This window comes from Enterobacter cloacae complex sp. P38RS (assembly GCF_014930775.1).
GTDB classification, from domain to species: Bacteria; Pseudomonadota; Gammaproteobacteria; order Enterobacterales; family Enterobacteriaceae; genus Enterobacter; species Enterobacter bugandensis.
Window position 1 is genome coordinate 1 of record NZ_JADBRS010000035.1, and the last position, 333, is coordinate 333.

Consider the following 333-nt stretch of genomic DNA (forward strand, 5'->3'; position numbering starts at 1 on the left):
GAACCTGCGGTTGGATCACCTCCTTACCTTAAAGAACCTGCCTTTGTAGTGCTCACACAGATTGTCTGATGAAAAGTAAATAGCAAGGCGTCTTGCGATTGAGACTTCAGTGTCCCCTTCGTCTAGAGGCCCAGGACACCGCCCTTTCACGGCGGTAACAGGGGTTCGAATCCCCTAGGGGACGCCACTTGCTGGTTCGTGAGTGAAAGTCACCTGCCGTCATATCTCAAAACTGACTTGCGAGTCATGTTTGAGATATTTGCTCTTTAAAAATCTGGATCAAGCTGAAAATTGAAACGACACATCTTTAAGGTGTGTTCGAGTCTCTCAAAT

The 333-nt window shown here is 47.1% G+C and carries 1 tRNA gene; it reads left to right on the plus strand.

Annotation, left to right across the window (positions count from 1 at the left end):
- Positions 1 to 111 precede the first annotated feature (111 nt).
- A tRNA-Glu gene (locus IM303_RS22130) sits at positions 112 to 187 on the plus strand.
- Positions 188 to 333 lie beyond the last annotated feature (146 nt).